The sequence below is a fragment of the Rhizobium sp. WYCCWR 11152 genome (assembly GCF_013087615.1).
GTDB classification, from domain to species: domain Bacteria; phylum Pseudomonadota; class Alphaproteobacteria; order Rhizobiales; family Rhizobiaceae; genus Rhizobium; species Rhizobium indicum.
The window spans coordinates 1-861 of the sequence record NZ_JABFCP010000034.1; the positions used below are offsets into that span (position 1 = coordinate 1).

Genomic DNA, 861 nt, shown 5'->3' on the forward strand with positions numbered 1-861 from the left:
TCGAGGGCAAACGCGCCGTTGTCCGCTTCGACAACGATGCGCCAGGCTGTGCCGCACTCACTGCGGCAGTGGCCGGCGCAGAGCTTGTCGTCGTCGAGGCGACCGGCGGTTACGAGATGGCGATCGTCAGAACGCTGATGGCCACCGGTATTGCCGTCGCCGTCGTCAATCCCCGCCAGGTACGCGACTTCGCCAGGGCCAGCGGTCGTTTGGCCAAGACCGACCAGGTCGACGCCCGCGTCACTCTCCACTTCGCCAGAGCGATGCGGCCGGCACAGATCCCCCATATCGACGACGGCCGCATCGCGCTTGCTGCGCTTGTCACCCGCCGTCGCCAACTCATCGACATGGCGGTCGCCGAGAAGAACCGCCTCGAGCATGCGCCTGAGGCCGTCGCAGCGCTGATTGCAGAGACCCTCGCCGCCCTCAAGGCTCAGCTCGCCCGCGTCGATGCCGCCATCGCGCTAGCCATCGAGGCCGAGCCCGACATGGCCGAACGCCGCAATCTGCTGTTGACCGTGCCGGGCATTGGCGAGGTCAGTGCCGCCGTGCTCATCGCCGAATTGCCCGAACTCGGCGCCATCGACGACAAGAAGCTCGCAGCCCTCGTCGGCGTCGCCCCCATCGCTCACGACAGCGGCACATGGCGTGGACAACGCCATATCGCCGGCGGCCGCGCCACCGTCAGATGCGCCCTCTATATGGCTACGCTCTCGGCCATCCGCTGCAACCCGGCCATCAAGACCTTCCACAAAAGGCTGCGCGACGCGGGCAAACCGCCCAAGGTCCCCATCGTCGCCGCCATGCGAAAGCTCATCATCATGATCAACACTATTCTTAAAAGACGAACCCCATGGAACC

The 861-nt window shown here is 65.7% G+C and carries 1 protein-coding gene; it reads left to right on the forward strand.

The window, feature by feature from the left end; genetic code table 11:
• The coding region (locus tag G9X67_RS34365; protein ID WP_171600748.1) for an IS110 family transposase at positions 1–861 on the forward strand (861 nt) is incomplete at both ends.